Here is a 25,781-nt window from a genome sequence, read left to right as displayed (position 1 = left end):
AGGTCTGGGGGGAAGGGAGAGGGTGCTGCATATCCCCTTCGCCCCGTTTACGGGGAGAAGGTGCCGGCAGGCGGATGAGGGGCAGGCCGCGCATAAAGAGGTCGGCGAAAACGGGCGCCGAGGCGCCCGTCGATGACTCGAGTTTAGTTCACCTTCGACAGGAACGGCCGCATCAGTGTCGCTTCGAGCACGCCCGTCGCGGTGATGGTGATACCAGTGCCGTTGGCGGTGGCACTGGCCGAGAGCGTGATGCTCTGGATGACGCCGTTCGGGCTGTAGGTGATGCCCGAAATGGTCGCGCCGCCCGGAATGCCGGTGCCGGCAACCGCCGCGCCGATGAACGGGCCGGAACCGGCATTGAGGCCGGAAAGGCTCGTCAGCAGACTGGAGCCGTTGACGGTGGTTGCCGTAAACGTCTGGTTGGCCGCCGCGAAGTTGACGTTGGCGATGGCCTTGGTGGTTGCCGTGGCCGAGGCCGGGGCACTCGCCTGGCCTGCGGTGGCGGTGGTCTCGGCAACGACGAGGGCCGCCGTTGCGGTCGCCACCTGCGACGGCGCCTGGCCGTTGCGCTGCAGCCAGATGTAATAGGTGCCGGCGGCCAGTGTGATGGCACCGACCGGGCCGCCGGTCAGCGTCGGCGGCTGGGCAGCCCCCGAAAAGACGCCGCAGCGCTGGCCGACGACGGCAGCCGCCGTGGTCAGCAGCGAAGCGACATAATCCCGGGTCCACTGGAACCACTGGCCGGGCTGAAGGGTCGTCTGCGAGGCCAGCACGAGCTGGCAATAGACCCATTCGGATTCACGATCGCCGCCGGCGATGGCGCCGAGGGCGAAGTTCGGCCCGGGAATACCGGAGCCGGAAACGATCGGGCCTTCGACGACGAACGGGTTCGCGCCAAGACGATCGGACTGGATTGATGCGATCGACATTTGCTTGTTCCTTTCGTTGACGATCAGGCGAACAACACGCCCTGCAGGAAGGCGTTGTTCATGGTGAGGTTGCCGGCGAAGCCCATGAGCTGCACGAAGGCATCCTGGTTGGTGTTCATGCGCTCGTCGCCGATCGGCGCCATGTCGCGGTCGCGGTGCGGGCGGTAGAACAGGTATTTGGTGTTCAGGAAGAACATCTGGTTGAGCGGTGCGCCGCCGCCGAAACCGCCGTCGAAGATCACGTCGGCGCCCATATATTGCAGCGACTGGAAGCCGGCCATGCCCTTGTCCGCCGAGGTGATGCGCTGGATCGCCTGCAGCGATTCCCAGTAGAGGCGGAAGAAGTTGTTGTCGGCGACGACAAGATCCGGCGCGTCGGAGCCGCGCACGCAGGACATATAGAGCCGGTTCATGTAGCTCTGGATGTTGGCGTTCGAGGCAGCCGCACCGCCATCGGCCGAGGCCGAGAATTTCTGGTTGCGCCAGAAACCCCAGGTGGCGCGCGAAATGCCGCCGACGGTGCCCGAGGTCGGCGAGGTCGAGATCAACAGCTGCAGGCCGCCGATCTGCCGTCCGCCATCGGCGGTGCCGTCGGAATAGCAGTCAAGCGCGATGTTGTTCTTCAGCGTCGTTTCGGCGTTTTCGATGCGCTGCTCGAGCAGATCGAGGATCGCATCCTCGCCGGAGTTTTGCAGCTGTTCGAGGCCCGACATGGAGACGGCGACCGCCGCCTGCTTGAGATCGTATTCGGCAGCGGTGATGACGTCGGAAGGCTGGACGTTCAGGATATCGTAGCCGGAATAGCGCTTGAAGCTGCCATTCTCTTGATATTGCAGTTCCTGGACGATGGTGCGGCCGCCGGAGATGGGCTTCTTGCGGCCGCGGCTGTTGAGACGGGTGAGAAGACCGTTGTTCTTCGTCACGTCGTCGGCCACCGTGCCGCTGCGGTTGCGCAGCGTCGTGGTGACGATTTCAGAAAGGTTGGGCGAGATGGGCATTGATCATTCCTTTGATCAGAATTGGCATTTGATCAGACCTGACCGCGCGAAAAACGCATGGCGTCGCGCAGCGAGTCCCGGATGGAGGTGGGCTGGCCTCTTGCCGCGTCGCGGGTCGGGCCCGGCGCGGAGGAACCAGAGATGGATCGCGAGGCGCGGCGGGCTTGATCTGCCGCTGCGGCCCTCTGGGCTTGCTGTGGATGGACAGGAGCCGGCGCAGTCTGGCTGATCAACTGCCGGCGAATGTCCGGGCGCATCCAGCATGCGGCGTCGTAGGCGTCCTGAAGCGACGTTGCCCGCCCTGCATTGATAAGGGCGACCATGTCGTCAAGCACATCTTCGGCGTGCGCGTTTACCGGGTCGGAAAGGAAGGCATCGACTTGAGTTTCGGTGTCCCTTTTCCGCAGAACATGTTCGACCGTCGCCTCGACATTGATGGATCGCGGCTGCGGCCCTCCTTGCTGTAGTCCGGCCTGCTGCGGATTACGCTGCAGGATCTCCCCCGTCTGGCCATTGACGAGGGCGTGAAGATTGACCCCGGCCATCCTGGCGACGTGAACGACGGTGTTGACGGGATCGTGGATGAGCGCCTTCTCCCAGTCGATCGCCCGGCGCATGACATCGGCATGGGTCATGCCGGCCTGGCGGATGAGCGGCGTGAACTCCTCGAGCCCCTTGTAATCCTGCAGGACGCGGAAGCCGTTATCGACCTCCTGTTCCCGCTTGGTAATCGCCGCCTGCACTTCGCCGGGAAGGCTTGCAAATTGCGCCTTGGCTTCCGCCGACCAGCCGGGCGGAACCCGGCTGCCAATGGATGCGGGCTGGTCGCCGCTCTGCGCTCGGCTTTGTGCTTGCGGCGTCTGCTGCTGGGCGGCCAAAGCGGCGTTGGCTGCCGGCGCCTGCCCTGCCCTCGCCGCTGCGGCTTGCTCCTGCCCCTTGGCCAGGAAGCGGCCATTGTCGCCGTCGCGCGGCTGGCCGGTGAGTTCGCCCGGTCCATTGCCTTCGACGGTGTCGATCGCCGCCTTCAGGCTGTCGCGGATGCTCACCGGCGCCCCGTCGGACGCGCCAAAATCTTCGCTGCCGTTGCCGGCCTCGTTCAGGTCTTCCATATCCATTGGGAAAGTTTCCTATTTCGGGGATTGATGCCCGTTCAGGTTCAGGCGTTGTATTCGGCGTGAACGCGCCGCAATTCGTTGCGGATCGCCTTTCGATCCGTCATCGGTGTCTCGATCGGCTGCGGCTTTTCATTGCCGATCTCGACCACGCCGGCCGCCCGGTAGGCGGAGCGCAGCCTGGCCTTCGAGGTGTAATGCCTGCCGTCATGCATCGACTGGATATCGATGCTGTCGCTGATGAAATGCGGCGACGGCAGATCCGACTGCGCCGGGTTGTGCGCCGGCATACAGTGGTGCGGCCATTGGTCGAGCTGGTGCCAGCCGCCGCAGACGCGGCAATAACGTTCTCTCATGCTATTGCTCCGGCTATTGGTAGAGGGGTTGCGCGCTGCGCATCTGGTCGATCGCCTGCGCCGCCATCTCGCCGCGCGCCTTTTCCACCGTTGCGCGGTGCTCGATCTCGGCCTCTGCGACGCCAAGCTCGGCCTTGCGCTGTTCGGCGCCGGCCTTCACTTGAGCGGTCTTCAGCTTGATCATCTCTCCGGGCGCAGGCTGCGGCTCCGGCTTCGGGGCGCTGGGGGCTTGAGAGAGCTGGGCACCCACCTGCTCCAGCGTGCTTTCCAGCTGGCGGCCGGCCCTGAAGCCGCGGGCGGCAAAGAGCAGCGTCTCGACCATGACAGGCGCCAGCATCGGGTTCTGCTGCGCCATGGCGCCGGCCTGCTGCAGGAAGCCGCCGATCATCTGCACGAATTCCATGCGGCGCTGCTTTTCGGCATCCTCGTCCGGTTCGATGGTCGAATCCGTTTCGATTTCGATCTGGAAGCCGCGAATGCTGTCGTTGCGCAGGAGCTGCACCACCTCGTCGATCGTCGGCGCCTGCATCATCTGTTGCAGCTGCGGCGGCATTTCGGGCGGCGCCATTTCGGGGGGCGACTGGGCCGGCTGGCCCGTCTGCTGCGCCGCCATCTGCATCTGCTGCATCTGCATTTGCACCTGCTGCTTCTCGGCCATTGTCGGCAGTTTGATGCCGCTGACCAGCATCAGCGTTTCCGGCTGAAACTGATCGCAGATGATTTCGCCGGCAAGGCGGATGATATCGCGGGCAAAGCGCGCCAGCTCGGCCTGGCGGTCGCGGATGCGGATCGAGCCCCACTGGCTCTTGATCCGCTGCGCCGTCGCCGTCTCCGAGGCCTGGGTGTCGCCGCGCACGATGTCTGATATGCCGGTGATCTGGTAGACATCCTCGATCAGCTGCTTGCGCGCCGCCATGCAGGCAACGATCACCTTCTGCACCTCGTCGATCGGTAGCGTCACGATCGCCTTCGAGCCGCCCTTGTCGGTGAAGGCAGCCCATTCCGGGATCGGCACCATGACCATGTCGTTTTCAGGCCGCATCGCCTTTTCGATCGCCGGCGAGATCGCGCCGTCGCCGGAGGGATAGAAGATCTTAAGCCGCAGCTGATCGGTCAGCTTGTTAATGCGCTTGGTCAGCAGGTCGATCTCGTCGCATTGCTGCTGATAATAGACATAGTCGGGAACCGGGATCAGCGAGCTCGTCGACATCGTGCCATAGGCCGGGCGCGGGCACGGCCAGAAATGGGTGAGATCGAGCGGCGGCTCCGAGACTTCGAGCGCTACGGGCGCGCCGTCGGCGATCCAGACGGTATAATTCTCGCTTTTGCACCAGATCTCCCAGATATGGGTCTTGCCCTCATTCTCGGCGCGCTCCGCCTGGCTTTCGCCCTTTTTGCCGGAAGCACCTCCTGCCGCCGGCGATGTCATCGCCTCGCGGCCGAAACGTTTCTCCATCTCCTCGTCGGTCATCGGCACGCGCCGCGCCACCCAGGTGACATCCTTCCAGCGCCGCGCCGGCGAATGCAGGAAATCCGACCAGTGGACATAATCGATGCAGACACGCTCGTCGGCGATCACCTCAGGCAGAGCGCCGCCATTCTCACCCATGTCGCCAGGCAAACCGCTCGGCAAGCCGCCGAGGTGACCCTCAGGCAAGCCACCATTCGCCGGCGGGGCGGAAGGCTCGACGCCCATGTCGAGCGGCTCGAAATCGGCCTCGTAGCGCAGCCACACCGTGCCGCGGGCACACAGCAGGAAATCGTCGCGCACCGCCCGCATGATGGAGTCGATATCGGCTTCGTCGCCTGTATAGGCGAGGTTGCGTTCGACGAGCTCGGAGGCGATGCGCGCCACCGGCTGCGCATCCTTGAAGCGGCGCTCGACCACCGGCTGCGGCACGCGGGCATAAACGGCCGGCTGCAGCACCGAAGTATTGGCCCAAAGCATCGGAAACCGGCGCTTGGCCGCGCTCGTCTGGTCCGACTGCTGGTCGAGATAGATCTTCTCGATCTTGACGCAGCGGTCATGCCAGGACTTGAAATAGCGCTGGGCGCGCTCGAGCTCCTGCTGCCAGTGGGCGCCGACCTTTGCTGGATCCCAGCGTTGCCCGCCCTCTGAAGCCGTTATTTCATCTTCCATCAAACACGCTCACTCTGTCTCGGGGTGGAATCGGCAAATTCGTTGAAGGTCATCGTCTGGAAGGTCGGCAGCGCCTTCGGCTCGGGCTTCAAAGGTTCGGGCGCCAGTCCGGTGAAGATGATCGCCAGCCCCCCGAAAGCGTCGGCGCCGTGCGAGGCCCAGTTGTGCAGCGGCTCGTCGCGGAAGACGCTCAGATCCTCGTCCCAGTCCTTGCGGTAGTTCCTCAGACACTTGATGCCGTCGATGCAGCCGGCCTGATCGAATTCGACCTTTGCCAGAATCCGCCGCGTGCCGTTGATGCGGTCGTGGACATAGGCGCGCTCGACCTTGCGGACCGTGCCGAGACCGCGCGCCTTGACCTCTTTCAGCATGATTTCGATGCGGGTCATGCCGCCGCGCGTCCATTCCCTGACCTTGATGTCATGCGGCATGTTGTGGACGCCGTAGACATAGCCATGCTCGGCGCCACGCCGCGCCAGCTCGTCGAGCATGCCGTCCATGCCGGTGCCGGTATGCTCGAAATAGCCGATCATCCTGACCCGGCCGGGCAGCACCTGAAACAGCCAGACGCTGTTGGTATCGTCCATGCCGATGTCGGAGATGGTGTGGACGGGATAACCTTCGACATGCGGGAAAACCCCGATGCGCTCCTCGGCGTCGGCCACCGCCATCTGATCGGCATAATAGGCACCCTCGACGCTCGCCTCGAACGCTTCGGCCGGCGTCGAGGGATATTCGCGCTTCATGTCGCCGAGCTGGGTTTCGGCCTTCTTGACGTACCAGGCCTTCTGCCCGTCGGTGAGCGTGATGCCCTGGTCGGCCAGATTGCGGAAATACTTTGCGAAAGCATCGGTGATGATGACGCCCTGGGGCGCGATCGCATATTGCGGCTCCTTCCACCAGGGGAAGAAATGAAACTTGAAGTCCATTTCGGTCAGCTCCAGCGCCTGGCGCTGCTTGACCTGCGAATCCTCGCAGAGCGAATAAAAATGCCCTTCCTGGCCTTCCGCCGTGCTTTCGACGAAGACCAGCTGGCCGGCCTGCACCGTATTCAAGGCACCGGTGCGGACTTCCCTCGCCTTCTCGGGATATTTGGCGCAAAGCTTCCCGTATTCGGAAATATGCAGATATTGCAGCGTTCCCGAGCGCAGCGAGGTGCCGACACGGATGCTGGAATTATTGGCGAGCAGCAGTTCGGTCTGGTTGGCCCTGACGACAGTCACGGCGTTGCGGATAGCATCCGGCAGATTGTCATAGGGATATTTGATCTTGTCCCGGAAGATCGTCTGCACGTCGCCCAGCGTATGGGCGATGGTGCCGGCCCTGATATCCCGGTTGAAGACGCAGGCATCGAGCATGAAGATCTGGATGAAGGTGGTGAGACCGAGCTGGCGGGCTTTCAGCAGCACATTCAAATAATGCATCTGCTCGAAAAACGTCATCTGCGTCCAGTTCATCTCGAACCTGACGCGTTTGCCCGCCTTGTCGGTGATCCAGTAGAGATTGTTCAGCCGCCAGCGCCAGTCGGAAAACTGGTCAACCGCCGTTTGGAAGTCCGCGCGTCCGACCATTGATATCTTCCAGCAGTTGCGAGACTTCGCCGGTCACGCTCTGTTCGGGCTCGACCTTGGCGCCGTATTTCTTCGGTTTCAGCTTCTCGGCGACCCATTGCCGGGTGGCGATGCGCAGCTGCGACCGCCTTATCGCCTCGCCATTCTCCTGCCAGCCGGTGGTTTCGCCGGCGGCGTTCTTCTTCTCGATCCAGTCATTGCTGCGGTCGTCGGCGATCTCGACCAGCTCGTCGACGAAGCCGTCGGCCAGGATCTCGCGCGCCAGCGCATAGCGCGCCCGAAACGCCGCCTTGCTTTCATCGGCGAGCCAGGAGAGCACCGTCGATTTCGCCGGCATATCCTCATCCCGGCAGATCGACCGCAGGCTTTCCCTGTCGGCGATGCGCTCGCAGATTTTCTCCGCCAGCGCCTGGGTGAACTTGGTCGGCCTGCCCATCGGGTGGAAAGGCTCAGAACAGCGCAATGATGTTGGATGCCGTGGTCCCGGTCAGCGCCACGATCGCCGCATGAACCGGCAGGATCGTCCCGGCCGGCACGTTTCTGAAGACGACCGGATCCATGTCGCGGCGCGGCGCAATGGCCACATCGCCCGTCATGCCGATATGGAGAGCACACGCACCGACAATGGCGCTATCGTTCGGCGTCGCCGCGGCGGCCCGCGAGGCCGGAGCAATCGAAGGGTCCATTGCAGTTCTCCATGTGGGGGGTGGATGTCCTGCCGACACGGCCGCATGACGCTGACAGTGGGCGTCTTGTGGAAAACGGCCCTCCAACCTCCGTCATCCCAGGCCTTGAGCCTGGGATCCGTGCCGCCGCTGATGGAGGCCAAGGTGGATCCTCGGGTCAAGCCCGAGGAGGACGGAGCAAGGGGTGAGCGCTGTGGCAAATCCACGGCAGCCGCGCAACGACGCTGCCCGGTTCACAAACCTAGACGAATGGCGCATCGACCGGGCGGCGCCGACGTGGTCGCCATCCTTACGGATTCAAATTTCGCAGCTTGGATTTACAGTAGTCATAACGAATGTGTCAGGGGGTGATCAAGAACTGATTGCGGCTCTCGCGCCAGTTTAAAATTGGGCGTCAGATTGCTCTACCCTGCACCGACGACGGATTTGGCAAAACACGCTCCCCACCCTCCGTCATCCCAGGCCTTGAGCCTGGGATCCATGCCTACTGCTGCTGGAGACCAAGGTGGATCCTCGGGTCAAGCCCGAGGAGGACGGAGCAAGGGGTGAGCGCTGTGGCAGATCCACGGTGGTGGCTCAGTGACGCTGGCCAGCTCGGAAGCCTTAGCGAATGGCGCATACGACCTGAGAACGGCGCCAACTTGGCCAACATCCCCTGGATTCAAATCTCGCAGCCTGGATTTACGGTAGTCATAACTGAGCTGCCAGGGGGTGATCAAGAGCTGATTTCGGCTCTCGCGCCAGTTCGAAATCGAACCTGGCCGACGCAATGGCGCCAAATTGCTCTACCTGCACCGACGAGGGATTTGGCAAAACGCACACCCCACCCTCCGTCATCCCAGGCCTTGAGCCTGGGATCCACCTTGCTTCCACCAGCAGCGGGCATGGATCCCAGGGTCAAGCCCTGGGATGACGGAGCAAGGGGTAAGCTCCGTGGCAATCTGCAGTGGCGGCTCAGACGCTGACCGGTTCGCAAGCCTTCGCGAACAGCGCATAAGTTCGAACGGCGGCGCCGACCTTGACCGTCGACATCACCTTTAGATTCAAATCTCGCAGCTTGGACTTACGGCAGTGGTAACCGACCTGCCGGGGGGTGATCAAGCGCTAACTTCGATCGATTTCCGAGCCGGCAGCGATATGCGGAAGTTCCCCTCAACCCCCGTCATTCCAGGCCTTGAGCCTGGAATCCACGCCCCTGACACGAGCAATTCGAAGGCGATGACGGAGCAAGAGGTGAGTTCGTGGCAAATCACAATGGTAGGGTGATCAAGGCTGACCCGCGCGCTTATCCTATGGCCGCGTCAGGACTGACGTCTCGACCCAGGTGTTCAACAGGTCGTTCCGCTTGCCGACAACGACGACCTTCATCCACGTGTTCTTGCCTTCGATCAGATAGGCCGTGCCGCTTTCCTTGCGGTCAGTCGTTACTGAACCCACCGAGGCTGCCGAAAGGCCCGCTTCGAAGGCTTCGAACTCGGCGCTCGAACAGCGCAAATCCGCCGAACGATCGTCCGCCAGGACGCCGAAATAATTGAGCTCGCAGGTAGCAGAGAACAGGCTTCGATATTCCTGAAAACGGAAGTGGAACTGCAGCCCATTCGGCATCTCGTAGGTCCCGCCGCCGGTTCGAGGCTCAGGAGTTGGATTGACGATGGGAGAAGGCTTGTCGACGGTCCAATCGCCTCTATCAATTCCGCTTTGCAGGGCAGCCAGGCTTTGACCATTCAGCACGCAAAGCTTCAAGGTGTCATTGAGAGGGCACGCGGCCACCCCATCCCCACTCATCAGGATCGCAATCACCAACGCTGCCAGAAAACGCACTTGACCTCCCCAAACCATCGCCATCGAACCCACCGGCACCTTAGGACTTATGCCGGAGAAGGCAAGACGACGCCCCTTCCCTGAAATCGGAAAAACCAAGCGCGTTCATGCCTGGATTGAGGCGACAAGCGATATCATCCAGCGTGAACGAGGAATATACTGTCAACAGGCTGTCGATCGCCGGTGGAGGAGTCTGTGAAAACCACCGTCTACGGACTTTTTCTTTGCCTTGCCGCGTTTCTCGCCGTCACGCTCGCCGGAAACCCGGCCGATGCCGACGAGCTGGTTCGCTTCGAAAGCGCGCCGGTCAAGCTCAGCCCCTTTCGAATCAGCAAGGCAAGAGAACAGGGAGAAATTCTTTCCCAGCCGCAGGGCACGCCGTTGCTCGGATATTTATCCCGCCCGGAGGGTGATGGCCCCTTCCCGGCCGTCGTCCTCCTGCATGGATGCGAGGGCATGCGGTTGAGCATCAAGGAGCTTTGGCCGCAACGGCTGGTCGCATGGGGCTACGCCGTGCTGGTCGTCGACAGCTTCACCACCCGCAACATCCAGGACACGTGTCAAACCACTCTCCCCGATCGCGTCTTCGACGCCTATGGCGCTTTGAATTTTTTATCGAAACAAAACTTTGTCGATATCAGGCGCGTCGCCTTGATGGGCTTTTCGGCGGGCGGCACTGCGACGCTGGAGGGAACGAAAATCGAAGGCAACGAACAGCTGATGGACCACAAATTCAGGGCAGCGGTTGCCTATTATCCGGTCTGCGCGGCCAGTCAGGGCGATGCGACGGTGCCGATCCTGATCTTGAGTGGCGATCGAGACAATTGGAGCCCGGCTGAACGTTGCCGGCAGAGGCTTGCCCGCCTGAGCGACGACAGCCCGCCGATCGAGCTCAACATCTACAAGGGCACTTACCACGATTTCGACGCCCCGGAATTCAAGGTGGGGCGGAGGGTGTTGGGTCATATCGAAAAATACAATCCGGACGTCGCAGAAAAGTCGATCCGCAGCGTGCGCCTCTTCCTGCGAAAATACCTCTCGAACTGAAGCCCGAGGTTCCGCGGAGGATGGAGCGCCGGCGGGGAATTTGGCAGAACCCCACCCCCAGCCTCCGTCATTCCAGGCCTTAAGCGTGGGAATCCATGCAAGCCGTAGGCGCCAACCCGCCGCGTGTGGCCCATGAAGGTGTGGTGACGCGCGCCGGTCTGGTCGCGCGCGCCTATCGCAAGTCCAGATGCCTCTCGGCTAGATATTGCTCGGCCGCACCGACGTGGGGGAATTGCTCGCCGACGAAAAAAGGTCCTCTTCGGCGGTCGGCAGCTTGCCCTCCGGGGTCAAGTCGTCGACGGCCTTGGGAAGATCGCGGCTCAGTCGCCCGAGAATCTCTTCACGCGAAAGGCCGGTATTTTGTGCAATTTCGTTCAAAACATCCGGGCCGAGGGCTTCGGCGAGCTGGCCGTCATTGATCTCGGCATTCTGGCCGGGCTTGACCCAAGAGTCGATCTTGTCGCCGTGGCCATTCTGCTGAAAGGTCTTCAAGAGATCGCCGAGACCACCGCTGACGATGCCGCCAGAGGTCAATCCGCCGAGAAGCCCGCCAAGACCGCCCGAGCCGCCCAATCCGCCGAGGATGCCGCCAAGCCCGCCCGGCTGCTGGCCGCCACCGGGACCGGCCCGCTGCGGGTTCTGGATGCCGCGCAGGAGTTCCCCGATCTTGTCTCTGTTCTGGTAGCCGGCAACGGCGAGAACGGCGAGAAGCGCCTTCAATTGACCGCTCATCATGATGAAATCCTCCCATGGTGTTAAAGACTGCAGGCGACCCAAGCAGAGTGCTGCATGGGCAGCAATGTGCAGAGCGGCCAAAGGTTCCGCGCGGGCTCTCAAAGGTCCGGCCAGCCTGCCACACACCCAGTCAGATTTCCGGGCAACCGCGCCGGTTGGCAAAGCTCATCTGCTCCGGTCCCCGGCGCGTCATCCCCTGGACGACGATGCGGCGCGGCGACATGCGGACGATCTGCACCCGTCGCAGTCCTTCGCCGCGGGCGATGTCGAGCGCATCTTGCGGATCGCAGCCACGCGGCCCGCGGCGGTATCCGTCATAGCGGTCACGGTCGCGATCCCGGTCGTAAACGCCGACGCCGCCGGGGCCGATCCGAAATTCCAGATCCTGCGCCGCCGCGATCGTCGGCGAGACCGTCAAGCCGGTCATGGCGGCCAGGCCGACCAGTATGAACTGAAGAGATTTCCGCATGAGTTCCTCCCATGGTTTTTTGCTTTATCGCAACATCAACATCGCCATTGGGATTTTGTTCCTTGGAGGTAAGACCAGCAGGCGCCCGGGGCATGACCGTTGCAGGGCCCAAGAGAGCCTCTTCCCGAGGCGGGCAGACCGCAGGCCGGAGGGGAGCGGGTGCCTACCAATGCTGAAGCCCGCGGTGTCATGCGGCGAACAGGCCGTGTTGGCGATCGACAGGACGGCGTCAGCTTGTATGGCAGGACCGCCGAGGTTGAGGACGATCGCCATGTCTCGACCCTCTTCTCTCTAGGAACGCTTGTGCATATATTGCCGCTATGCCGAGCACACCAACGCCGCAGCGGGCCGCGGTTGCTGCAAAGAGTTCCGGACACTTCAAAACCGGCGGGTACATTCTGTCGTGGCGCTACAAGGTACTTGCTGATCTTGCCGCTGATGGCGGTCATCGCCTACATGGCGCTGGTGGGTCTGGTCTATCTTTCTCAGCGAGCCCTGCTTTATCCCGGAGCCGGCGCCACGCCTGCTCCGGAGCCCGCGAGTTGGGGCGAGACGGTTCACGTCAAGACGCCCGATGGAGAGATGCTTCAGGGACTGTACAACCAGGGCGACAGCGACAAGCCCTGCGTGCTGCTCTTTTTCGGAAACGGTGACCGCGTCAACAATTACGAGTTTCTCGCACAGGCGCTGGCCACGCGGAGGATTGGATTGCTGGCGATTTCCTATCGCGGCTATCCCGGATCGACCGGCTCGCCCAGCGAGCGGGGGCTGCTGACAGACGGCATCGCCGCGTTCGACTGGCTTTCGGCACACGCCAGAAGCGAGATCGTCGTGCTGGGCCGGTCACTTGGCACTGGCGTTGCTGTCAATACGGCCGGGAAGAGGCCGGCCGTGGGCGTCATTCTTGTGTCTCCGTACCTGTCGGTTCTGTCGATTGCGCAGGCGCATTATCCGTTCCTTCCGGTCGAGGCTCTTCTCAAGGATCCCTTTCGCTCGGACCTCAACATCGCCAAAGTCAGACAACCGAAGTTGTTCCTCCACGGCCGGCTTGATGATAGCATCCCGCTTTCTTCAGGGCAGGCGTTGTACCGCATCGCACCCGAGCCCAAGACGATGTTGATCTATGACGGTGCGGGTCACAACGATATCTTGAACGATAGAATGGTCGGTGACGTGATCCGTTTCGTGGAAGCGCTGCAAGGAAACGGGCCCTAAATCCCGTCAGGTGGAGCGGTTTCCGGGTCGTGCTGGGAGGCAACGCCTGGGACCGGCACGCCAAGGCGAGTGACGTGTTTGGCCCCATGCGGCTGCGCCGGCGGCGTGTTCGGCGAAAGCCACCTCCAACCTCCGTCATTCCAGGCCTTGAGCCTGGAATCCATGACCGCAGCCGATCGAACCCAAGTGGATCCTCGGGTCAAGCCCTGGAGCAGTTCCAGGAAAAGTGCGAAGCGGTTTTCCCAGGCAAAGCGCGAAGCGCCTTTGCCGGGAATTGCGCAAAAACAAAGAACAGAGCGGTTCGGCGTTTCCGTTGAAAGCTGAACCGCTCTGGGAAGACGGAGCGCGGGGTGAGCGTCGTGCTTTAGAAAGCCGAACCGACCTCAGCGAAAACCGCCGCTGGCGGCCAAGCGTTCGCCGGTCAGCCAGCGGGCATCGTCGGAAGCGAGGAAGACCGCGACGCCGGCGATATCGTCCGGCTGGCCGGTGCGGCCGAGCGGCGTCTGGGCGACCATCGTCTGTTCGAAATCCGAGCCGATGACGCCGGCGGTGTGCGTCCCCTCGGTCTCGACGATCCCGGGCAAGATGGCGTTGACGCGGATCTTGCGCGGGCCGAGCTCCTTGGCGAGCACGCTGTTGATGCCCTCGACGGCGCCCTTGGTGCCGGTGTAGACGGCCGAGGTCGGCGGAGCCAGGCTGGTGACCACCGAGGAGATGTTGATGACGCTGCCGCCCTCACCGAGATGCTTGACTGCGGCCTGGGTGGTCAGGAGAACACCGAGAACATTGACGTCGAACATGCGGCGGTATTGTTCCTCGGTCACCTCGTCGATCGGGGTGAATTCATAGACGCCGGAGTTGTTGACCAGCACGTCGAGCTTGCCGAATTCTTTGACCGCGGCATCGACCAGACCCTGTGCCTGCTCGGCCTTCGAAACATCGCCCTGGACGGCGATGGCCTTGCCGCCGGCCGTGTTGATCGCCTCGACCACCGCGTCTGCTCCAGCCTTGCTCGAAGCGTAATTCACCACCACTTGCGCGCCTTCCGCCGCAAGAGCCTTGGCAATCGCGGCGCCGATGCCTTTCGAGGCCCCCGTGACCACTGCGACCTTTCCCGTAAGCTTAGCCATATCCAATTCCTTCTGGGGCGGACTGCCGTCGAAGCTGACGGCCTTGTTCCGTAGTTCAGAAATTCGGAACTGTTGATCTTAATGTCAAGGGACGCTATATAAAATTCATGAGACCGCTCTTTCATCCAGCCCTGGAGGACATCCGGCCCGAGGCGATCCTCTATGCGCTGTCCGATCCGGAACGCGCCGCCATCTACGCCCGGCTTGCCGGCGCCGCCTGCGGCAACACCTGTTCTGCGCTTGCCGAACTCGGCGACCGCATCATCCCGAAGTCATCGCTGTCGAACCATTTCAAGGTGCTGCGCGAGTCCGGGCTGATCGTCAGCGAACGCCAGGGCGTGGAGATGCGCAATCAAACCCGCTGCACAGAGCTCGACGAACGCTTCCCGGGCCTGATCAAGGCCATTCTCAGTGCTTACGGACAGATCCCCGGCGAGCCGAAGACGGATTGACGGCCCTTAAAGCAGAATGCTCAATCGAGATCGCCTGGGTCCTCGGGCCAAGTCCGGGTAGATTGCGCTTTCTGATTTCGCCGCCGGCATTTCATCATCCTCCGCGACTCGACGTGCAGCTCCAACCCTCCGTCATCCCAGGCCTCGAGCCTGGGATCCATGCCCGCGGCTGATCGAGGCTTGCTGACGCATTTCCGGACAGCCCGTTATAAGGTCTTGGCAGAAACTTATAACGGGCGATGATTGACAAGGTCAAAGGGAGTTATAAGGTCTTGGCAGATACTTATAACGCCACTGTGAGATGAGTGACGAGGAACTTCGCCAAGCGGAGAAAGGCCGGTTCGACAAAGCGATGTCCGAACTTGCCGCCAGACGGGACGCCGCCCACGAAAAGGACGAACTGCCAATGATGAAAGAGATCGACATCAGCTATAGGACGATGTTCGCGGAACTGGCGCAGCGGACGTTGGACGGACAGTTTCTGGCGGACTTCCCGCTGGAAGGGTGGTTTGTGACCGTCACCGTGAAAGGCCGTGATTACTGGTATTTCGATCTCCCCACTCCCGAAGGCAAGGACAAGCGAAGCTATGTCGGTCCGCAGAGCGACATAGCGATCACAGCGCGGGTGAAGGCCCACAAGGAGATCAAGGATAACATCCGGGCGCGAAGGCGCATGGTAAGCACGCTCCGTCGTGCCGGCCTCCCGGGTCCGGATAATTTCGCGGGCGACATCACGAAAGCCCTCGCGGATGCGGGTTTGTTCCGTCTGCGTGCAGTCCTGATCGGGTCGGTGGCATTCAGCACCTATGCTGGGATGCTCGGCGTTCGCCTGCCCTCATCTGCTATGCAGACCGGCGACGCGGACTTCGCGCAGGACTTTGCTATTTCTGCAAGTGTCCAGGACAGCCTGCCTCCAGTTCTCGAAGTCCTCCAGTCGGTCGATCCCGAATTCCGGGCCGTTCCCCATGCGGCAGACAAGGCCAAGATTGTCGCCTTTCAGAACGCCAAGGGCTATCGGGTGGAATTCCTGACGGGAAACCGGGGATCGGATGACTATACGGGCAAACCCTCTCCGATGCCTGCCCTCGGCGGTGCGTCGGCGGAAAACCTGCGCTTCCTGGACTATCTGATCTACGAGCCTGTGCGCACGGTGCTTCTCTTCCGCGAGGGTGTGAACATCCTCGTTCCCGCTCCCGAGCGATATGCAGTCCATAAGCTCATCGTATCGTCCAGAAGGCTCACTGACACTCTAGGACGCGTAAAGGCGGACAAAGACCTCGCGCAAGCGTCCTTGCTTTTCCAAGCCCTTGTCGAGACACGCCACGATTCCGAGCTGACAGATGCCTGGGCGGAAGCGTGGGATCGAGGGGATGCATGGAAAGAAGCCATCTGCAATGGTCTCCTGAGGCTCCCTCATAACGGTGTCGAAGCGCTCGGCAAGGCTCTCGGATCGGAGATGCCCGATTTGGAAAAGTTGAGAGCCGAAACTCGCCCGAGGTGATTTCACTGCCGGACGCGACCGCGGCGCTGATGATAGCATTCTCTCGCGATTAATGAGAACACAACCATACGTCTTTGCCTTTGGTTTAAGTTCCGCTGTTAGTGATCGCCGCGTAGCGATCTGGTTGTGAGACAGCCACTAGGGGAAGGCAGCCTTTGCATGTTGCGTCGTTTCATTCTTGATCGATCCGGCAATTTCGGAATCATGACGGCGCTGCTTGCCGTCCCCCTGCTCGGGGCGGCGGGTACAGCCATTGATTTCGGCAGCGCCCTGTCGCTTCGCACCGAACTCTATGCCGCTGCGGACGCGGCCGCCGTCGGATCCATTACACCTAAGTCGGATGCGGCAACGCAGGCAAACACCATGTCCGGCGACGGGTCGCTGACGCTCGGAAAATCCGAAGCCCAGAAGATCTTCTTTTCGCAGATGTCCAAGAAACATGGCGACGTGCCCGTCACCGTCGACATCAGCGTTCAAAAGAAGGGCGGCACGCTCAGCTCGACCGTCTCCTTTAACGCGGCGATGCCCACGAGCTTCATGCAGGTGATGGGATTTCATGAGATCGCCGTTTCCGGGACGGCAACCGCCCAGTATGAGACCCCGTCCTACATGGATTTCTTCATGCTGCTTGATAACACCCCATCGATGGGCGTTGCCGCCACCACTGATGACATCACCGCCATGAAAAAAGCGACGATCAACGGCCACGATGGCGGCAAGGATAAAAACTGCGCCTTCGCATGCCATATCGTTTCCGAAAAGGGCGTCGAGGACAAGAACAGCTACTACAATGTCGCCCGCAACAATGGCGTGACCATCCGTATCGATGTGGTCGCCGCCGCCGTCAAAGCCTTGATGGCCAAGGCGGAGGACACGCAGTCCATGCCGAGCCAATTCCGCGTCGCGGCCTATACGTTCGGCAAGACTGCCCAGGACGCCAAAGCCGCCAAGCTCTTCAAGGTCTCCGACCTCGACTATGATCTTGACGCCGTGGCCGCCGCGACGGACATGATCAAACTGATGAGCATTCCCTATCAGAACTATTATAGCGACCAGCAGACGAGCTTTGACGAGGCGTTGAAAGGGATCGAAGGCGAGATCACGGGTAAGATCGGCTCGGGCACCAGTAATGCCGATCGCCAGAAGATCGTATTTTTCGTCGCTGACGGTGTTGGCGACAGCTATAAGCCGACCGGCTGCACCAGCCCGAAAGGCACAAACGGCGGACGCTGCATCGAACCGATCGACACGACCTATTGCAAGAAGCTCAAAGACCGCGGCATCAAGGTCGCCGTCCTCTATACGACCTATCTGCCCTTGCCCGACAACGGCTTTTACAAGGACTGGGTCAAGCCTTTCGAGACCAAAATCGCCACGAAAATGGAAGAATGCGCAACCCCCGGCTTCTATTTCGCCGTCAGCCCCACCGACGGCATTGAAGAGGCCATGGAAGCCCTGTTCCGGAAAATCGTCAGCGCCCCGCGGATAACCAGCTAGGCTCAGGACTTGTTGATTTGAGCCGATGCGAGATTGAAAGTGTTGGAGCGTCCTTTGTGCGTCAGCAGGGACGCACGGCGCTCTAAACCTTGCCCAGATGCTTCGGCCAGAATTCCTGGTGGACTTCGGCCGCGTCGTCTTCGAGGTTCGTCGGGCCAATCACAGTGACGTTGCGCGCGCCGGTTTGCAACACCGCCCGGCTCGGCACGTTCAACCCGATCCCAGCGATCTCGCCAAGCCGTGTTTCCGAGCAAGCAAACACCATGCGCCCGATGCCCGACCAGTAAATCGCGCCGGAGCACATCGCGCACGGCTCCGTGCTGGTGTAGAGCGTGCAGTCACCGAGAAAAGCAGAGTCGTGGTGCTGCGCCGCCAGTTTTACCAGGTTCATCTCGGCGTGGTTCGTCATATCGTGGCCGGTGAAGACGCTGTTTTCGGCGCGCAGGATGACTTCGCCGTCCTTCACCAGCACCGAGCCAAACGGTTCATCGCCGCCTTCCATCGCGGATCTTGAAAGCGCAATCGCCTCGCGTAAAAACGGCTCGTGGTTTTCCATCAGAGTCCCCAGCTAGAGCGGCATGAGTTTGTGTTGAATCGGAGGGATTTCCAAGGGGCGGCGAATCAGATTCAAGTCGGCGATGTATCGCCACAACCGTCATTTCCTGGCTCTGATCAATGTCCCGAGCGTCGCGGATATCGAAGGCTCGGTCGTCGACGACGCGGTAGGGGACCGGTTACGTGGCTGGACGGCGAAATCGGGCGACAGGGCTCCGGTGCCGTCCTGGCCGCCCTGCCCCGGAGCCTCATCCGACGCCGCATGGAAGCGCCGTCGCCTCAAGCAACGCTCGAGCGCGATCCGCGAGTGTGTGAAAGGCGGCCGGATTGCAGCCGCCCGTCTCGTCAGGCCGGACGTCTGACCATTCTCGCAACGGCGATGAGGATGCAGGCTCCGATGAAGCCCGCGATCAAATAACCCAGCCATCCGCCGAGGGCGACGCCGAACAGCGACAGGATGAAGTTGGCGACGATGGCGCCGACAATGCCGAGAATGATGTTCATGAGCACGCCCATATTGCTCTTCATGAGCAATTCGGCGAGCCAGCCGGCGATGCCGCCGATGACGATTGCGGCGATCCAGCCAATACCTGCATTTTCCATAGCAATTCCCCATTGTGAATTATGAGCGGCCGGTCCGGCAATCACGTCTCGCAGATCGAAGCTAGGCCGATTGCCAAGCGGCAAGACCATAACCTTCGCGAGGCCAGTTGGTTCCACAAGCCCCCAAGAGATCGCATACCCTGGCGATCTGATTGGGGTCACTTGTCGGCCGCGGGCCAATCGTTTGCAGGCTCCTCTATCGCGGCCGTGTCGTCGTCCGCGGGGTCGGGGTCGCGTTCAAGGGCAACGCGCAGAATACCGACCTCCTTGATCATCGCGTCGAAGACTTCCTGTTGCCTGGCCCCGGCCGCAACGCAGTCGTCAACGAGATTCTCCAACTTCGCCCGAAGTCCGGCCTTCCAATGAGTTTTGCTCATCACCTTCTCCTCCGCCTTACAGCTTCTTCCGCAAACGCGATCCATGCGGAGCACTGAGTGTTCCCGCCGCCTTGGATGGGCCGGCGGCCGCTGGCGCGCACAGCAGAGTTGGCAGTTCGATTATCGCGAGATCGTGCGGGATGAGGTCGCGGCGAACGGGTAAGGTGCTCGCCTGGCGTTTCGTTGCCCGCACCGAGAAATCGGAAAAATCGGTGCGTTCACCATCTCCGTCGCGTCCGATTGGCACGCCGCAACCTCGACGGATTAACCGGCAGCCGCAGCAATGGTTCCGCCCTGCCAAGACCAGAAGCCGCGCCGCTGAGCAATCGGGCGGCCGCCTCTGCGTTGGTAGTTTGGCGGAAAGCGACTCCCCACCCTCCGTCATTCCAGGGCATCGAGCCTGGGATCCATGCCCATTGCTGATAGAAGACCGGCGTGGGTAAAATATGCCAATGAAGCGAACCATGTTTGTCTCCAGCCGGCTTGATGCGAAGCTGAACCGGGCGTAATCCAGAAGCATAGCCACCCTCTCCTTCGACACCGATCTGAAACGAACCCATGGCGCACTCCCTCAATACAACCCCCTCGCCCGCTGGCGGCCCCAACCAGCCCAAACTCGATGCGGACGACATCTGGCAGGCCCGCGTCGATCTTGCGGCCTGCTTCAGGATGGCGGCAAGGCTCGGCATGGAGGAAGGGATCTGCAACCACTTCTCGGCCGTCGTTCCCGGCTATGACGACCTGTTCATCGTCAACCCTTATGGCTACGCCTTCGCCGAACTGACGGCCTCGATGCTGTTGATCTGCGACTTTCACGGCAACGTGGTGTCGGGCAGCGGGCAGCCCGAGGCCACCGCTTTTTACATCCACGCCAGGATTCACAAGAACATTCCGCGCGCCAAGGCGGCATTCCACACCCATATGCCCTATGCCACCGCCCTTTCGATGACGGAGGGCGATCCCCTGATCTTTGCCGGGCAGACCGCATTGAAATTCTATGGACGCACGGCCGTCGACCGGAACTATAACGGCCTGGCGCTCGACGCGCGCGAGGGCGATCGGATCGCCGCCGCGATCGGCGATGCCGACATCGTCTTCATGAAGCACCACGGCGTGATGGTCTGCGCCCCCAATATCGCCGAGGCCTGGGACGACCTCTATTACCTCGAGCGCGCCTGCGAAGTGCAGACGCTCGCCCTGTCGACCGGACGCGAAGTCCTTGCCGTCGCGCCTGAGATCGCGGAAGCGGCGTACCGGCAAATGCGCGAAGGCGACCCGGAGTCGGCCCGGCTCCATCTGGAGTCCGTGAAGCGCGCGCTTGATCGCAGCGAGCCCGAATACAGGCGCTGAGCCGCAGACCGCGATTTACGCGTGCACCGGCCGCCAATGCGGATAGGTGACATAGGCGGTGAGCGCCCCCTCCTCGTGCGAGCGGATGGTCACCGCTTCGCCCTTGGGCATGTAAACGATCTCGCCTGGCCCGGCGGTGACTGTTCCGGCATCTGTCGAGACCGAAAGCCGCCCTTCCAGCACGATCATGACGTCGTCGACATCAATCGTCTCGGCAAGACTCTGGCCGGGCGCGTAGCGTCCATAGCCGATGGTAATCGGCCCTCCGTGCCGCTCGTCGACCAGATTGCCGACGGAGATGTCTGCCTCCTGTCCGGGGGAACGCTCCAACGACGCATCGGCGATCGTGAACTTACGCATCTTCATCGTCTTCCTCCATTGCCGCATGCAGAGGTAGCGCGGAAATTTCGCACGCCAAGACGGATGGCAGACGCACGAGGAGGAGGTTCTCGCTCTCATGGTAAGGCCGTATGTCCGTCTTCGCGCCTGAGGTGGCTCGCCCTACACTGGTTTTCCGAGGGTTGCTCGGACAGGCCGAGCCGATCCTCATCACAGGAGGACGAGCCGTGGCAGATTATAGAGAAGCTTTTGTCGGAATCGATGTCGCTAAGCTGAAGAATGCGATTGCTGTTGCCGAATCTGGCCGGGAAGGAGAGGTCCGCTATTTCGGCGAGGTTGATGCATCCTATGCCAGCATGCGCCGCATTATCCAGCGAATAGCCGCGAAGTTTGATCTTGTACATTTCTGCTACGAAGCTGGCCCAACCGGTTACGGCCTGCATCGGCTGATCCAATCCCTTGGCCATGAATGCATGGTTGTCGCCCCATCATTGATTCCAAGGAAGCCAGGCGACAGGGTGAAGACAAACCGTCGAGATGCACTCGCGCTCGCCCGGCTATTGAGGGCCGGCGAGCTCACAGCGGTGTGGGTTCCCGATGAGGGTCATGAGGCGATGCGAGACCTCGTTCGCGCCCGGGCTGCTGCAGTCGAGACGCTGCGGGTTCACCGACAACAGATCAGCGCCTTCATGCTCAAGCATGGTCGCATCTATCCACGCAGGAAGGGCTGGACGATGCGATATCTGTGCTGGCTGCAGGAGCAACAGTTCGATCACCCCGCGCATCAGATCGCTTTGCAGGAAATGGTCGAGGCGGTGCGCGTCTCGAAGGAGCGCGTCGAACGACTGGAGAAGGTCATCGAGGAATTCGTACCGAACTGGTCTCTTGCGCCGGTCGTCCGATCTCTACAGACGCTAAGAGGGGTCGATCTGATCGTGGCCGTCACCTTTGCCACGGAGGTCGGCGACGTGAGCCGATTTGAAAGCCCGCGCCAACTGATGGGCTATCTCGGCCTGGTACCTGGCGAGCGATCAACGGGTGAAACGGTTCGACGAGGTGCGATTACCAAGGCTGGCAACGGCCGGGTTCGGCACATGTTGGTCGAGAGCGCCTGGACTTATCGCCATCCGCCGAAGGTCGGCGCGAGGAAGCTGTACCGTCTGGAGCAAGCGCCGCCGAAAGTGCGGGAGATAGCATGGAAGGCTCAGAGCCGGTTGACGGCTCGTTATCGAATGTTGACCGGACGCGGAAAGCGAACGACGGTGGTTTGTACCGCCATTGCCCGTGAGCTGACCGGCTTCATGTGGGCTGTTGCAAGGGAGGCGCAGGCGATCAGATCATAGATCGCCACATCGAACTTGCACCTCGCGCATGGGCGGGGGCGGAACAACGGCAGGGGAACACCCGTCAGATGCTTTGTGGCCGGCATTTGACCGACGCCCGCAGTAAGATCGGAGCAGCCCCGGACGCACTATCGGGAATGCGGTAGCCAATCCGCGCATCAGAGCTTAATCACCGACGTCCTTGAGTTCCGCCTCCACCCATACGCGATCATCATCATGAACAGCCGTTCGTTTGGGCGGTCGGTTCCTCGCGCCTAAAGCATTGACAACGGACATCAGAGCTGACCGGCTTCATGTGGGCTGTTGCAAGGGAGGCGCAGGCGATCAGATCATAGATCGCCACATCGAACTTGCACCTCGCGCATGGGCGGGGGCGGAACAACGGCAGGGGAACACCCGTCAGATGCTTTGTGGCCGGCATTTGACCGACGCCCGCAGTAAGATCGGAGCAGCCCCGGACGCACTATCGGGAATGCGGTAGCCAATCCGCGCATCAGAGCTTAATCACCGACGTCCTTGAGTTCCGCCTCCACCCATACGCGATCATCATCATGAACAGCCGTTCGTTTGGGCGGTCGGTTCCTCGCGCCTAAAGCATTGACAACGGACATCAGAGCGATGTTCCGCTCGCACCTTGTCAGCAAATCTCAATAATCTTGACATGTGCCTGAGTGACTCGCAGCATTGGTCCGTTACTCAAAGCCGCCGAAGCGGATAATGACAGCCATGCTCGGACACCCCAAAGCACGACGGCGGATCGGAGCGATTGCGATTGCCGTCGCAATTTTATCAGTTGTTGGGTCAGAGGACACAGCATCCTCGCGAGATGCAAGCCCGGTTTTTTCTCCAACAGGCCCAGACGCTTCTGCCTATGGAGAAGCCCTTGGCTATCCGATTGGAGCACCGCTCAAATTGCAATCGAATATGGTGGGCAACTACAGCCATGCAGATCAGCTTGATCCGACGCATCGTGTGACCGCAGACAAGCCTTCGCTACTGGCCCGTGCGCCGCAGGAGGTGGAGCTGACCTATACGTTCCAAGGCCAGACACACACCCTGCAAGATTATCTCGATCGCAATCCCACAACCAGCTTAGTCGTCGCACGGGACGACACTATTCTGTTCGAGCACTACCAGTATGGTCGCACTGATCACGACCGCTTTTATTCGCAATCCATGGCGAAGACGATTACGGGCATGTTGATCGGCATCGCGATCGACGAAGGTGCGATACATTCAATAGACGACCTCGCGCAAACCTATGTACCAGCGCTGACAGGCACGGTCCTTGGACAGACGACCATTCGGGCGTTGTTGCAGATGACTTCTGGCATCCAGTTTGGACAGGACTACGGCGGTTCTGATGACGATGCAAAGCTTACCCGATTGCTCTTCAGTCGATCCGCTCTCTCGACGAGCGAAGTTATATCTCAGTTCGACGTTAGAGCTGCTCCACCTGGAACCCACTGGCACTACGCCAACATCAATCCCGAAGTACTAGGCCTCGTCCTGACGCAGGCCACGCACATGACAGTGGCCGAGTACCTTCAGCGCCGAATCTGGGAGCCGATGGGGGCTGAATCTGACGCAAGCTGGGTAATAGATCACAATGGTCAGGAGATCGCTTATTGCTGCTTCAGTGCAACCGCCAGGGACTACGCACGCTTCGCCCTGATGCTCGCACATGATGGCGCTTGGAATGGCAAGCAGATCGTACCCAAGCAATGGATTGTGGACGCCACGCAGCCGGTGACGGCTGGCTCTCCCCTCGCCATCGAGCAAGGTGCGCACCCTTGGGGCTATGGTTACCTGGTCTGGCTCATGCCTGCGCCACGCCGGACGTTTGTTATGGAGGGTGTCGAAGGGCAGCGCATTTTTATCGATGTAGCGACCCATCTGGTTCTGGTACATACGGCCGTTCGGCGGAAGCCCACGCACGATGTTGGAGACTCGGAATTGGTTGCGCTCTGGCGTGCTCTTCTCCAGCAAGCAGATGCTAGATGAGCGCATAAACTCCCCGTGCTCGTCCATGGAAAACCGATCGCAAACTAGGGCGACGAGGACATCGTGGGAGCAGAACAGCGGTTACCTCTCATGGTCTCCTCGCCCATGAGTTGGTCTACCTCAATCAATTCGCAAATCATTTCAGAAATTACACTGAACGGCCGAACAGTTCACAATCACCTCTTGCCATTCGTAGTACCACAACAGACCTTGCGCGATAACAGTCGAGACCGCGACAACCAATATCATCTGTCGGAGCGTGAGGGATTTCCAAAACATAGACCGAGCTAGAAGTAGGCAGCTCGTTATTCCTGCCGGAAACATCAAAACTGGCACCCATGAAACAACTTCTGCTTCAAATCGGTCTTTCGACGAACAGCACAAGAAGTATTTGTGGTCTTCCGAAAGCCCAAAAATGACCTCGGTCACCGCTATATACCCACTCCAAACCACCGACACCGGGCCAAGAAGAAACCCCACGACAGCGACGACGAGGAATGCCCCGAATAAAAACAGGAACAGCTTCAGGCCAAGCATAAAAGCGAGTGTTTTCAGAACGAGGAAGACTGGCGATGCCAGAATACAAAGCAACACCGCCGGTGCCCAAGCCCGCTTTTGTCTCTGAGCTGGAAGGTCGACTTCGGCTTGCACATCCATGCGTGGCCCCTCAAATGTGAAAAAGCGAAACGACCATATGGTGATAGTGCGTGGCCAAAAGCGCTAACTGTATGCTGATCACACTGTCAAGCATCGGAATGGCTCAGGCTCCAACTCCCCGCCCATCACCTTACGAATCCGTAAGTTGTAGCCAAGCCGTCCTCTCGGCTAGATCTTGCCCACCAGGCATGCCGGGAACGATCGGGCTGATGCGAATCCTGCTTATCGAGGACGATACCAAGACGTCCGATTATATCGCCAAGGGTTTTTCCGAGGCCGGGCATGTCTGTGACGTGGTTGGCGACGGTCGCGACGGGTTGTTTCAGGCGCAGCGCGAGGCCTATGACGTCGTCGTCGTCGATCGCATGCTGCCGGGCCTCGATGGGTTGGCGATCGTGCGTTCACTGAGGGCTGCCAAGGTCGGCACGCCGGCGCTGTTCCTGACATCGATCGGCGGCGTCGACGATCGGGTCGAGGGGCTGGAGGCGGGCGGCGATGATTATCTCGTCAAGCCCTTTGCCTTTTCCGAGTTGATGGCGCGGGTCAATGCGCTTGGCCGCCGGCCGCCGGTGCAGGAGCAGAAGACGGTGCTGAAGGTTGCCGATCTCGAGCTCGATCTGATCCGGCGGGAGGCCCGCCGCGCCGGGCAGGCGATCGAGCTGCAGCCGCGCGAATTCACCCTGCTCGAGGTGCTGATGCGCGGCGAAGGCCGGGTCATCACCAAGACGATGCTGCTGGAGCGGGTCTGGGATTTCCACTTCGATCCGAAGACCAGCGTCGTCGAGACCCATATCAGCCGCCTCAGGGCCAAAGTCGACAAGCCGTTCCAGGCCCAGCTTCTGCACACGGTCCGCAACACCGGATACAGCCTGCATGCGCCTCGAACAGGATGAT

At 61.0% G+C, this 25,781-nt stretch carries 27 protein-coding genes; 10 read left to right on the top strand and 17 right to left on the bottom strand.

Annotated features, from left to right (window positions below; all coding sequences use genetic code 11):
* Positions 1–143 precede the first annotated feature (143 nt).
* From QMO82_RS28540 to QMO82_RS28500, 9 genes are all read right to left on the bottom strand, one after another.
* On the bottom strand, positions 144–929 hold the full coding sequence (locus QMO82_RS28540; RefSeq protein ID WP_183606038.1) for a hypothetical protein: 786 nt from the start codon (positions 927–929) through the stop codon (positions 144–146).
* 23 nt (positions 930–952) lie between these two features.
* Positions 953–1,927 carry a phage major capsid protein gene (locus QMO82_RS28535; protein ID WP_027664943.1) on the bottom strand — a complete coding sequence of 325 codons (975 nt, stop codon included), beginning with the start codon at positions 1,925–1,927 and terminating at the stop codon, positions 953–955.
* 32 nt (positions 1,928–1,959) lie between these two features.
* Entirely contained in the window at positions 1,960–3,042 is a 1,083-nt protein-coding gene (locus tag QMO82_RS28530) for a hypothetical protein (RefSeq protein ID WP_183606037.1), read from the bottom strand.
* 41 nt (positions 3,043–3,083) lie between these two features.
* Entirely contained in the window at positions 3,084–3,395 is a 312-nt protein-coding gene (locus tag QMO82_RS28525) for a hypothetical protein (RefSeq protein WP_183606036.1), read from the bottom strand.
* A gap of 13 nt (positions 3,396–3,408) precedes the next feature.
* Complete coding sequence (locus QMO82_RS28520; protein WP_183606035.1) at positions 3,409–5,535, bottom strand: hypothetical protein; 2,127 nt, start codon at positions 5,533–5,535, stop codon at positions 3,409–3,411.
* On the bottom strand, positions 5,535–7,106 hold the full coding sequence (locus QMO82_RS28515) for a terminase (RefSeq protein WP_183606034.1): 1,572 nt from the start codon (positions 7,104–7,106) through the stop codon (positions 5,535–5,537). Before QMO82_RS28515 ends, QMO82_RS28520 begins: the two co-directional genes overlap by 1 nt.
* On the bottom strand, positions 7,072–7,542 hold the full coding sequence (locus QMO82_RS28510; protein WP_183606033.1) for a terminase small subunit protein: 471 nt from the start codon (positions 7,540–7,542) through the stop codon (positions 7,072–7,074). Before QMO82_RS28510 ends, QMO82_RS28515 begins: the two co-directional genes overlap by 35 nt.
* 13 nt (positions 7,543–7,555) lie before the next feature.
* A complete protein-coding gene (locus tag QMO82_RS28505; RefSeq protein ID WP_183606032.1) occupies positions 7,556–7,792 on the bottom strand; it encodes a hypothetical protein in 237 nt (78 codons plus the stop codon).
* Between the two features lie 1,290 nt (positions 7,793–9,082).
* Entirely contained in the window at positions 9,083–9,637 is a 555-nt protein-coding gene (locus tag QMO82_RS28500) for a hypothetical protein (protein ID WP_246718191.1), read from the bottom strand.
* Positions 9,638–9,808: 171 nt separating this feature from the next.
* Between QMO82_RS28500 and QMO82_RS28495 the strand changes: the two genes are divergently transcribed.
* Positions 9,809–10,660, top strand: a complete 852-nt coding sequence (locus QMO82_RS28495; RefSeq protein ID WP_183606031.1) for a dienelactone hydrolase family protein — start codon at positions 9,809–9,811, stop codon at positions 10,658–10,660.
* 198 nt (positions 10,661–10,858) lie between these two features.
* On the opposite strand, the gene QMO82_RS28490 is transcribed toward QMO82_RS28495, so the two are convergent.
* On the bottom strand, positions 10,859–11,395 hold the full coding sequence (locus QMO82_RS28490) for a YidB family protein (protein ID WP_183606030.1): 537 nt from the start codon (positions 11,393–11,395) through the stop codon (positions 10,859–10,861).
* Positions 11,396–11,525: 130 nt separating this feature from the next.
* Complete coding sequence (locus QMO82_RS28485) at positions 11,526–11,864, bottom strand: hypothetical protein (RefSeq protein WP_183606029.1); 339 nt, start codon at positions 11,862–11,864, stop codon at positions 11,526–11,528.
* A gap of 438 nt (positions 11,865–12,302) precedes the next feature.
* Here QMO82_RS28485 and QMO82_RS28480 point away from each other — a divergent pair, with 438 nt between their 5' ends.
* Positions 12,303–13,079 (top strand): alpha/beta hydrolase, encoded by a 777-nt coding sequence (locus QMO82_RS28480; protein WP_183606028.1) that lies wholly within the window; start codon positions 12,303–12,305, stop codon positions 13,077–13,079.
* A gap of 383 nt (positions 13,080–13,462) precedes the next feature.
* Here the strand turns inward: QMO82_RS28480 and QMO82_RS28475 are convergent, their stop codons facing one another.
* Positions 13,463–14,209 carry a glucose 1-dehydrogenase gene (locus QMO82_RS28475; RefSeq protein ID WP_183606027.1) on the bottom strand — a complete coding sequence of 249 codons (747 nt, stop codon included), beginning with the start codon at positions 14,207–14,209 and terminating at the stop codon, positions 13,463–13,465.
* A 107-nt stretch (positions 14,210–14,316) separates the two neighbouring features.
* On the opposite strand from QMO82_RS28475, the gene QMO82_RS28470 reads away from it, so the two are divergent.
* The 3 genes from QMO82_RS28470 (at position 14,317) to QMO82_RS28460 (ending at position 17,659) form a co-directional block, all read left to right on the top strand.
* The gene (locus QMO82_RS28470) at positions 14,317–14,661 is read left to right on the top strand and encodes a helix-turn-helix transcriptional regulator (RefSeq protein ID WP_272783140.1); all 345 of its coding nucleotides are present in this window, start codon (positions 14,317–14,319) and stop codon (positions 14,659–14,661) included.
* Positions 14,662–15,067: 406 nt separating this feature from the next.
* Positions 15,068–16,162: a GSU2403 family nucleotidyltransferase fold protein gene (locus QMO82_RS28465; RefSeq protein ID WP_183606652.1), complete on the top strand. Its 1,095-nt coding sequence runs from the start codon at positions 15,068–15,070 to the stop codon at positions 16,160–16,162.
* A 159-nt stretch (positions 16,163–16,321) separates the two neighbouring features.
* A complete protein-coding gene (locus QMO82_RS28460) occupies positions 16,322–17,659 on the top strand; it encodes a TadE/TadG family type IV pilus assembly protein (RefSeq protein ID WP_183606025.1) in 1,338 nt (445 codons plus the stop codon).
* Between the two features lie 82 nt (positions 17,660–17,741).
* Here QMO82_RS28460 and QMO82_RS28455 read toward each other — a convergent pair whose 3' ends face one another.
* Complete coding sequence (locus QMO82_RS28455; protein ID WP_183606024.1) at positions 17,742–18,215, bottom strand: nucleoside deaminase; 474 nt, start codon at positions 18,213–18,215, stop codon at positions 17,742–17,744.
* Positions 18,216–18,297: 82 nt separating this feature from the next.
* Between QMO82_RS28455 and QMO82_RS28450 the strand changes: the two genes are divergently transcribed.
* On the top strand, positions 18,298–18,576 hold the full coding sequence (locus QMO82_RS28450; protein WP_183606023.1) for a hypothetical protein: 279 nt from the start codon (positions 18,298–18,300) through the stop codon (positions 18,574–18,576).
* Here QMO82_RS28450 and QMO82_RS28445 read toward each other — a convergent pair.
* Positions 18,560–18,817 (bottom strand): GlsB/YeaQ/YmgE family stress response membrane protein, encoded by a 258-nt coding sequence (locus tag QMO82_RS28445; RefSeq protein ID WP_183606022.1) that lies wholly within the window; start codon positions 18,815–18,817, stop codon positions 18,560–18,562. The two genes, QMO82_RS28450 and QMO82_RS28445, sit on opposite strands and share 17 nt — an antisense overlap.
* 158 nt (positions 18,818–18,975) lie before the next feature.
* Positions 18,976–19,194 carry a hypothetical protein gene (locus tag QMO82_RS28440; protein ID WP_183606021.1) on the bottom strand — a complete coding sequence of 73 codons (219 nt, stop codon included), beginning with the start codon at positions 19,192–19,194 and terminating at the stop codon, positions 18,976–18,978.
* A 558-nt stretch (positions 19,195–19,752) separates the two neighbouring features.
* On the opposite strand from QMO82_RS28440, the gene QMO82_RS28435 reads away from it, so the two are divergent.
* A complete protein-coding gene (locus tag QMO82_RS28435) occupies positions 19,753–20,544 on the top strand; it encodes an aldolase (protein WP_183606020.1) in 792 nt (263 codons plus the stop codon).
* A gap of 15 nt (positions 20,545–20,559) precedes the next feature.
* Here QMO82_RS28435 and QMO82_RS28430 read toward each other — a convergent pair whose 3' ends face one another.
* On the bottom strand, positions 20,560–20,910 hold the full coding sequence (locus QMO82_RS28430) for an AraC family ligand binding domain-containing protein (protein ID WP_183606019.1): 351 nt from the start codon (positions 20,908–20,910) through the stop codon (positions 20,560–20,562).
* 104 nt (positions 20,911–21,014) lie between these two features.
* On the opposite strand from QMO82_RS28430, the gene QMO82_RS28425 reads away from it, so the two are divergent.
* Together QMO82_RS28425 and QMO82_RS28420 are read left to right on the top strand one after the other, a co-directional pair.
* Positions 21,015–22,226, top strand: a complete 1,212-nt coding sequence (locus tag QMO82_RS28425) for an IS110 family transposase (protein WP_246718189.1) — start codon at positions 21,015–21,017, stop codon at positions 22,224–22,226.
* Positions 22,227–22,943: 717 nt separating this feature from the next.
* Positions 22,944–24,230, top strand: coding sequence for a serine hydrolase (locus QMO82_RS28420; protein WP_246718187.1), 1,287 nt, complete (start codon positions 22,944–22,946; stop codon positions 24,228–24,230).
* Between the two features lie 141 nt (positions 24,231–24,371).
* Here QMO82_RS28420 and QMO82_RS28415 read toward each other — a convergent pair whose 3' ends face one another.
* Positions 24,372–24,887: a hypothetical protein gene (locus QMO82_RS28415; RefSeq protein WP_183606017.1), complete on the bottom strand. Its 516-nt coding sequence runs from the start codon at positions 24,885–24,887 to the stop codon at positions 24,372–24,374.
* A gap of 209 nt (positions 24,888–25,096) precedes the next feature.
* Between QMO82_RS28415 and QMO82_RS28410 the strand changes: the two genes are divergently transcribed.
* On the top strand, positions 25,097–25,780 hold the full coding sequence (locus tag QMO82_RS28410; RefSeq protein ID WP_183606016.1) for a winged helix-turn-helix domain-containing protein: 684 nt from the start codon (positions 25,097–25,099) through the stop codon (positions 25,778–25,780).
* Position 25,781 lies beyond the last annotated feature (1 nt).

It is taken from the genome of Rhizobium sp. BT04 (genome assembly GCF_030053135.1).
Taxonomy (GTDB): Bacteria; Pseudomonadota; Alphaproteobacteria; order Rhizobiales; family Rhizobiaceae; genus Rhizobium; species Rhizobium binxianense.
Note: the sequence above shows the minus strand (reverse complement) of the source record. Positions and strands in the feature narration are given on the sequence as shown.